We start from the raw sequence: 6,888 nt of genomic DNA on the forward strand, positions 1-6,888 counted from the left end.
CCCCCCCCCCCTTTTTTTTTTTAATTATACGGCGACCACCTATATATACACACTCCATTTCGTCGGCTGCTTATGTTGGCCAGATCGCGCCGCCGCCGGCGGAGCCGGCACGGAACTGCGGATCGATCGCCGCGTCGGGGACGACGAGGACGTCGCCCCGGGCGATCGCACGGTCGCGGAAGGGCGCGAGCGCGTTCGCTTCCTCCGCTCGCGGCCCGATCGGCGCCCCGGCGCCGAGGATGGCGGCGATCGGCGCCTCGAGCAGGTCCGCGGCCAGGTCGATCAGGCCCTGCAGCGACGCCTCGACAGGCGCCGTCCGCGCGTCGCGCATCGCCGCTGAGCCTACTCGATCATCCGCCATGCGAAACCGTCCCGGACGCCCGATCGGGCGCGGACGGCAGGATTTCACGGCAAACGCTGTCAAAGACTTAAAATTACAATCTTGAATTGTAATTTTGTCGGTCGAGGCGACGGCTGCCCAGGCGAAGCCCTTCGTAACGGCGGGACGAAGACCGGCGCCCCATCCCGCCGCCATCAACCATCAGTTGCGAACGATCACCTTGGTGCCGACGCGGACGCGATCGTAGAGGTCGACCACGTCCTTGTTGGTCATCCGGATGCAGCCGGAAGAGACGGCGGCGCCCATGGTCTCGGGCTCGTTGGAGCCGTGGATGCGATAGAGCGAGGAGCCAAGATACATCGCCCGGGCCCCGAGCGGGTTGTCCTGGCCGCCGGCCATGAAGCGGGGCAGGTCCGGGCGGCGGGCGAGCATCTGCGACGGCGGCCGCCACGACGGCCATTCCTTCTTCATCGTGACGCTCTTCTCGCCTGACCACGAGAAGCCCTCGCGCCCGACGCCCACGCCGTAGCGCACCGCTTCGCCGCCGCCGAGCACGTAGTAGAGCCGGCGCTGGCTCGTCGAGACGACGATGGTGCCGGGCTTCTCCTTGCCCTTCCAGGCGATGGTCTCGCGCGGGATCGCCTGGGTGCGGAAGATGTTCATGAAGTCGGCGATCGGCCCGGCATCGAACGGGTTCGCGTGCGCCGCGCCGGCGCCGAGCGCGAGCCCGGCAGCGAGGCAGAGTGTGGCGATGCGGCGTGTCATGCTGGTCCTCCGGTGGTTCGTTCGATCCGCTGCCGAATAGGCGGGCATTGCGGCAAGCGGCGGACGTCGGATGCGTTGGGGGCCCGGAACGCGCCGCCTGTGGGATCGCCGCAACACTTCCTGCGGGCGGATCGCGGCTTGCCGACCCGGAAAGCCCTCCACCCGGTCGGAGGCGGAGGGCGATTGGTTCCCGGATTTCTCGCAAACCTTCTCGACAAGATGTCGCAGCCGGTTGTGCCGCGATGGGGCAGAGCCTTTATGGGAGCCGTGACATGCCCCTCTGAAATCGCTGCGCCGGCCCGCGTGGCCGCTCGTGCCACGATGCTGCGGGTGCTCGTCGCTCTCGTGGTCGGCGTGCTGCTGCTCGTCGTCGGTCTCCCTCGGGAGGCCGGTGCCACCGTCTCGGGGAGCGGCTCGACGCTGACGGCTCCCCGGTCGGTCCTGGCCGACGCCGCCGACGCTTCGGTCGACATGGTCGCGTCGCACGCGGTCGAGGCCGACGATTGGGCCGGACGCCCGGCCTCCGCCGATCCGCTGCCGCACCTCCTCCGATGCCTGTCCGGATCCGCCTTCGTTCCGCGCGGCCGCGCCGTCGTGCGCGCACGGGCTTCCGCACCGCCCGACCGCCCGCCCCGGCTCGCCTGAAGGGCCGACGGCGCGGACTTTCCGCCCGTCGTCGCGGGATCGCCAAGATGTCCTGCGAAAGCGGGGGTCTCGCGCTGTCCTCGCGGTTGCCCCGCCCCCTCGAGCGGGCGACCGTTGCCGAACGATCCGGCACCACGCGCCGCCGACACACACCGGACGGCCGAGCCTCGCCTCGGCCTTCCCCGAGATGCGTTTCGCAGGAGCGACCCGACCTTGACCTTCTCCCTGTCCGCCCGCCGGATGCGCCCTGCCTCGCTCGGTTTCGGGGTGTTTCTCGTCGCGCTCTCCGCCTGCAACCAGAAGCAGGCCTCGGCCCCGGTCCCGCCTCCGCCGCCGGAGGTCAGCATCGTCACGGTGGCGCCTCAGGCGATCCCCTACGTCCGCGACCTGCCCGGCCGCGTCGCGCCGATGCGGATCGCCGAGGTGCGGTCCCGCGTCTCCGGCCTCGTGGTGAAGCGGCTGTTCGAGCAGGGCAGCCAGGTCAAGGAGGGCGACGTCCTCTACAAGATCGACCCGGCACCGTATCAGGTCGATCTGATGAGCGCCGAGGCCGCGCTGGCGCGTCAGGAGGCGGCCCTGGTCCTCGCCAACCAGCAGGCCGAGCGCCTCGAGACGCTGCTCACCCGCCAGTCGGCGAGCCAGGCCCAGTACGACACCGCCTTCGCCGGCAAGAAGCAGGCGGAGGCCGAGGTCGCCGGCGCCCGGGCGACCCGCGACCGGGCCAAGCTCAACCTCGACTGGACGGATGTGCGCGCGCCGATCTCGGGCCGCATCGGCCGGGCGCTGCTCACCGAGGGCACCCTGATCGAATCCGGCACCACCGGCGTGCTCGCCACGATCCAGCAGCTCGACCCGATCTACGTCGACATCACCCAGTCGGTCGGCGAGCTGAACAAGCTCCGGCGCGATCTGGCCAGCGGCGAGCTCTCGCGGCTGGAGCGCGATTCCGCCAACGTCCACCTGATCATGGACGACGGCGCCCTCTACCCGATGGCGGGCCGGCTCCTGTTCTCGGACGTCACCGCCGACCCGAGCACCGGCCAGGTGACGCTGCGCGTGCAGATCCCCAACCCGCACGACGAGCTGTTCCCCGGCATGTACGTGCGCGCCCGGATCAAGCAGGGCATCGATTCCGATGCGATCGCGGTGCCACAGCAGGCGATCCAGCGCACCAACGACGGCAAGGCCGAGGTCTGGGTCGTCAAGGCGGACGACAAGGTCATGCTCCAGCCGGTCGAGGTCGGCCCGGTGGTCGGCACCAACTGGCTGATCCGCGACGGCCTCAAGGCCGGCGAGCGGGTGGTGATCGAGGGCTTCCAGAAGATCGTCGCCGGCCAGCAGGTGAAGCCGGTGGACAAGACGCCGCCGCACGAGACCGCCGAGGCCATGCCGCACGACGTCGACGAGGTCGCCGAAGCCGAGGCCAAGGTCGCCGAAGCCAAGATGGCCGAGGCCAAGGCCGCCGAGGCCCGGGCCGCCGAAGCTAGGGCGAGCGCGGCGAAGGCCGGCGCGATCAAGGCTTCGGACGGCAAGGCTTCGGACGGCAAGGCTTCGGACGGCAAGGCCGAGGCCGCCGCCAAGACGCGCTGAGCAAGATGCGCTGATCACGACGCGCCGACGACCGACCACCCGACAGGCTGATCCGGAACATCCATGGCACGCTTCTTCATCGACCGGCCGGTCTTCGCCTGGGTCGTCGCGCTGTTCATCATCCTCGGCGGCGCGCTCGCGCTGCCGCTGCTGCCGGTGGCGCAGTATCCGGTGATCGCGCCGCCGGCGATCGCCCTGTCGACCGCCTATCCCGGCGCCTCGGTGGAGAGCCTCTACACCGGCACGACCCGGCTGATCGAGGACGAGCTGAACGGCGCGGCCAACATCATGAGCTTCGAGTCGACGAGCGACTCGTTCGGCGCGGTCAACATCACCGCGACCTTCCAGCCCGGCACCGACCCGGCGCTGGCCTCGGTCGAGGTGCAGAACCGCCTCAAGCGCGTCGAGGCGCGCCTCCCGGCCGAAGTCCGGCAGCAGGGCATCCTGGTCGAGGAGGCGTCGGCCGCCACTCTCAACATCATCACCCTGGTCTCGACCGACGGGAAGATGGACGAGATCGGGCTCGGCGACTTCCTCATCCGCAACGTCATCAACGAGATCCGCCGCATTCCCGGGGTCGGGCGCGCGACGCTGTACTCGACCGAGCGCAGCCTTCGCATCTGGGTCGACCCGGACAAGCTGCGCGGGCTCTCGCTCACCGCCGAGAACGTGACGGACGCGATCCGCAACCAGAACATTCAGGTGGCGTCCGGCGCCGTCGGCGCGCAGCCGAGCCCTTACAGCCAGGCGATCACCGCGCCGATCATCGTCAAGGGCCAGCTCGCCTCGGTCGACGACTTCGGCGCGATCGTGCTGCGCGCCAACTCGGACGGCTCGAACGTGCGCCTGCGCGACGTCGCGCGGATCGAGCTCGGCGGCGACGCCTACCAGTTCTCGACTCGCCTCAACGGCGGCCAGGCCGCGGGCATCTCGGTGACGCTGGCGCCCGACGGCAACGCCCTAGAGACGGCGGGCGCCATCCGCAAGAAGATGGAGGAGCTGTCGCAGTTCTTTCCGCCGGGCCTGAAGTGGGACATCCCCTACGACATCACCCCCGCGGTGAAGGCCTCGATCGAGAAGGTGCTGCACACCCTCGTCGAGGCGGTGGTGCTCGTCTTCGTGGTGATGTTTCTGTTCCTGCAGAACATCCGCTACACCCTGATCCCGACCATCGTCGTGCCGATCGCCCTGATGGGCACCTGCTGCACGATGCTGCTCGCGGGCTTCTCCATCAACGTGCTGACGATGTTCGGCATGGTGCTGGCCATCGGCATCCTCGTCGACGACGCCATCGTCGTGGTCGAGAACGTCGAGCGCATCATGACCGAGGAGGGCCTGTCGCCGAAGGACGCGACCAAGAAGGCGATGGACCAGATCACCGGGGCGATCATCGGCATCACCCTGGTGCTGATCGCGGTGTTCATCCCGATGGCGTTCTTTCCCGGCTCGGTCGGCATCATCTACCGCCAGTTCTCGATCGCGATGGTGACCTCGATCGCGTTCTCGGCGGTGCTCGCGCTCTCGCTCACCCCCGCCCTGTGCGCGACGCTGCTGAAGCCGGTCGCGAAGGGCCATGGCCATTCCAAGGGCGGCGTGTTCGGCTGGTTCAACCGCATCGTCGACCGCGAGACCAAGCGCTACGGCCGCGGCACCGCGTGGTTCATCAAGAAGTCCGGCCGGGTGATGATCGTCTACCTCGCGCTCGTCGCCGGCGTCGCCTTCGCCTTCGCGCGCCTGCCCGAGGGCTTCCTGCCGCTGGAGGACCAGGGCTTCTTCACCGTCGACATCCAGACCCCGCCCGGCGCCTCGTTCAACCGGACGCAGGCCGCCGTGCGCAAGGTCGAGGAGCATCTGCTGGCCCAGCCCGGCGTCGCCACGGTGACGATGCTGAACGGCTTCTCGTTCTCCGGCCAGGGCTCGAACACCAGCCAGGCCTTCGTGACGCTGAAGCCCTGGGGCGAGCGCGACGCGGCGAACGCGGCCTCGGCGCTCGTGGCCGGAACCAACAAGGCGCTCTCCGGCTATCGCGACGCGATCGTCGACGCGCAGGAGCCGCCGCCGGTGGACAACCTCGGCAACGCCGCCGGCTTCTCGTTCCGCCTCCAGGACCGGGCGCAGAAGGGCTACTCGGCGCTGCTCGCCGCGCAGGAACAGCTCCTGAAGCTCGCCATGCAGAGCCCGGTGCTGCAGAAGATGAAGATCGAGGGCCTGCCGCCGGCGCCCGAGGCCGAGCTCGTCATCGACCGCGAGAAGGCCGCCGCGCTCGGGGTGAAGTTCGAGGACATCAACGCGACGATCCAGGTCAACCTCGGCTCGGTCTACACCAACGACTTCCCGAACCGGGGCAAGATGCAGCGCGTGATCGTCCAGTCGGAGGATCTCCAGCGGATGCAGGCGACCGACATCCTGAACTACGGGGTGAAGAACGCCTCCGGCACGATGGTGCCGATGTCCTCCTTCGCCGACCTGAAATGGAGCGTCGGGCCGCAGCAGATCGTCGGCTTCAACGGCTACCAGTCGGTCCGCATCACCGGCGAGCCCAACGCCGGCTACACGTCGGGCGACGCGATCGCCGAGATGGAGCGGCTGATGGGCCAGCTGCCCAAGGGCTTCGGCTACACCTGGACCGGCCAGTCGCTGCAGGAGAAGCAGGCCGGGTCCCAGGCCTCGCTGCTGCTCGCGCTCTCGGTGCTGATCGTGTTCCTGTGCTTGGCCGCGCTCTACGAGAGCTGGGCGATCCCGGTCTCGGTGCTGCTGGTGATCCCGCTCGGCGTCATCGGCTCGGTGGCGGCGGTCTACCTGCGCGGCCTGCCCAACGACGTCTACTTCAAGATCGGGCTGATCACGATCATCGGCCTGTCGGCCAAGAACGCGATCCTGATCGTGGAGTTCGCCAAGGACTTGTGGAAGCCGGGCACCTCGATCGTCGACGCGACGATCGAGGCGGCGACGCTGCGGTTCCGCCCGATCGTGATGACCTCGCTCGCCTTCATCTTCGGCGTGGTGCCGCTCGCCATCGCCACCGGCGCCGCCTCGAAGAGCCAGCAGGCGATCGGCACCGGCGTGATGGGCGGCATGATCTCGGCGACCATCCTGGCGGTGTTCTTCGTGCCGGTGTTCTTCGTGGTCGTGATGCGGCTCTTCCGCCGCAAGGACGTGCTCGCCGGCGAGAAGGCCGATGCCGCGACCCCGGCGGTGCGGGCGCCGGGCGGGCACGGCGTGCCGGCGGAGTAGCGCCGGACGGCATTCGGGCGCAGGCCCGATCGCCGTGCACTGGTCGCCGCGGGTACGTTGTTGATCGCGTGCCGCGCAGCACCGGGCGAGGACAATCCTCGTGGACGCTGTCGTAAGATCTCGGTAAGAATTGTGCCGAGGCAGGCAGCGTCGTCCGCGCTGCCGCCGCCATCCGCCAGGGAGTGCGCGATGTCGATCGGAGCCGGTGGAATCCTCAGGGCGACCCTGATGCTGAGCCTGGCGCTCGGCACGACGGCCGCCTGCGCGCAGACCGCCCCCAACGGCGCCTGGACCGATCCGCCGGCGCGCAGCAC

5 protein-coding genes are annotated in these 6,888 nt (G+C 69.2%); 3 read left to right on the forward strand and 2 right to left on the reverse strand.

What is annotated here, in order from left to right; translation table 11 throughout:
* Nucleotides 1-70: 70 nt before the first annotated feature.
* Entirely contained in the window at nt 71-535 is a 465-nt protein-coding gene (locus tag FV223_RS16615) for a hypothetical protein (protein ID WP_147728072.1), read from the reverse strand.
* Between the two features lie 6 nt (nt 536-541).
* Nucleotides 542-1,105 carry a L,D-transpeptidase gene (locus FV223_RS16620; protein WP_147728073.1) on the reverse strand — a complete coding sequence of 188 codons (564 nt, stop codon included), beginning with the start codon at nt 1,103-1,105 and terminating at the stop codon, nt 542-544.
* Between the two features lie 330 nt (nt 1,106-1,435).
* Here FV223_RS16620 and FV223_RS16625 point away from each other — a divergent pair, with 330 nt between their 5' ends.
* The 3 genes from FV223_RS16625 to FV223_RS16635 all read left to right on the forward strand — a co-directional run bounded on the left by FV223_RS16625 (nt 1,436) and on the right by FV223_RS16635 (nt 6,574).
* Nucleotides 1,436-1,750, forward strand: a complete 315-nt coding sequence (locus tag FV223_RS16625; RefSeq protein ID WP_147728074.1) for a hypothetical protein — start codon at nt 1,436-1,438, stop codon at nt 1,748-1,750.
* A 240-nt stretch (nt 1,751-1,990) separates the two neighbouring features.
* Nucleotides 1,991-3,340 (forward strand): efflux RND transporter periplasmic adaptor subunit, encoded by a 1,350-nt coding sequence (locus FV223_RS16630; RefSeq protein ID WP_147728076.1) that lies wholly within the window; start codon nt 1,991-1,993, stop codon nt 3,338-3,340.
* Nucleotides 3,341-3,403: 63 nt separating this feature from the next.
* Nucleotides 3,404-6,574, forward strand: a complete 3,171-nt coding sequence (locus FV223_RS16635; RefSeq protein WP_147728075.1) for a multidrug efflux RND transporter permease subunit — start codon at nt 3,404-3,406, stop codon at nt 6,572-6,574.
* Nucleotides 6,575-6,888 lie beyond the last annotated feature (314 nt).

Source organism: Methylobacterium sp. WL116, from assembly GCF_008039455.1.
In the GTDB taxonomy this organism is placed as follows: domain Bacteria; phylum Pseudomonadota; class Alphaproteobacteria; order Rhizobiales; family Beijerinckiaceae; genus Methylobacterium.

Coding starts and splice junctions, on each gene's coding strand:
- FV223_RS16630 (WP_147728076.1), top strand. CDS start 1,991: ATGCGCCCTGCCTCGCTCGGTTTCGGGGTGTTTCTCGTCGCGCTCTCC.
- FV223_RS16635 (WP_147728075.1), top strand. CDS start 3,404: ATGGCACGCTTCTTCATCGACCGGCCGGTCTTCGCCTGGGTCGTCGCG.
- FV223_RS16620 (WP_147728073.1), bottom strand. CDS start 1,105: ATGACACGCCGCATCGCCACACTCTGCCTCGCTGCCGGGCTCGCGCTC.
- FV223_RS16615 (WP_147728072.1), bottom strand. CDS start 535: ATGGCGGCGGGATGGGGCGCCGGTCTTCGTCCCGCCGTTACGAAGGGC.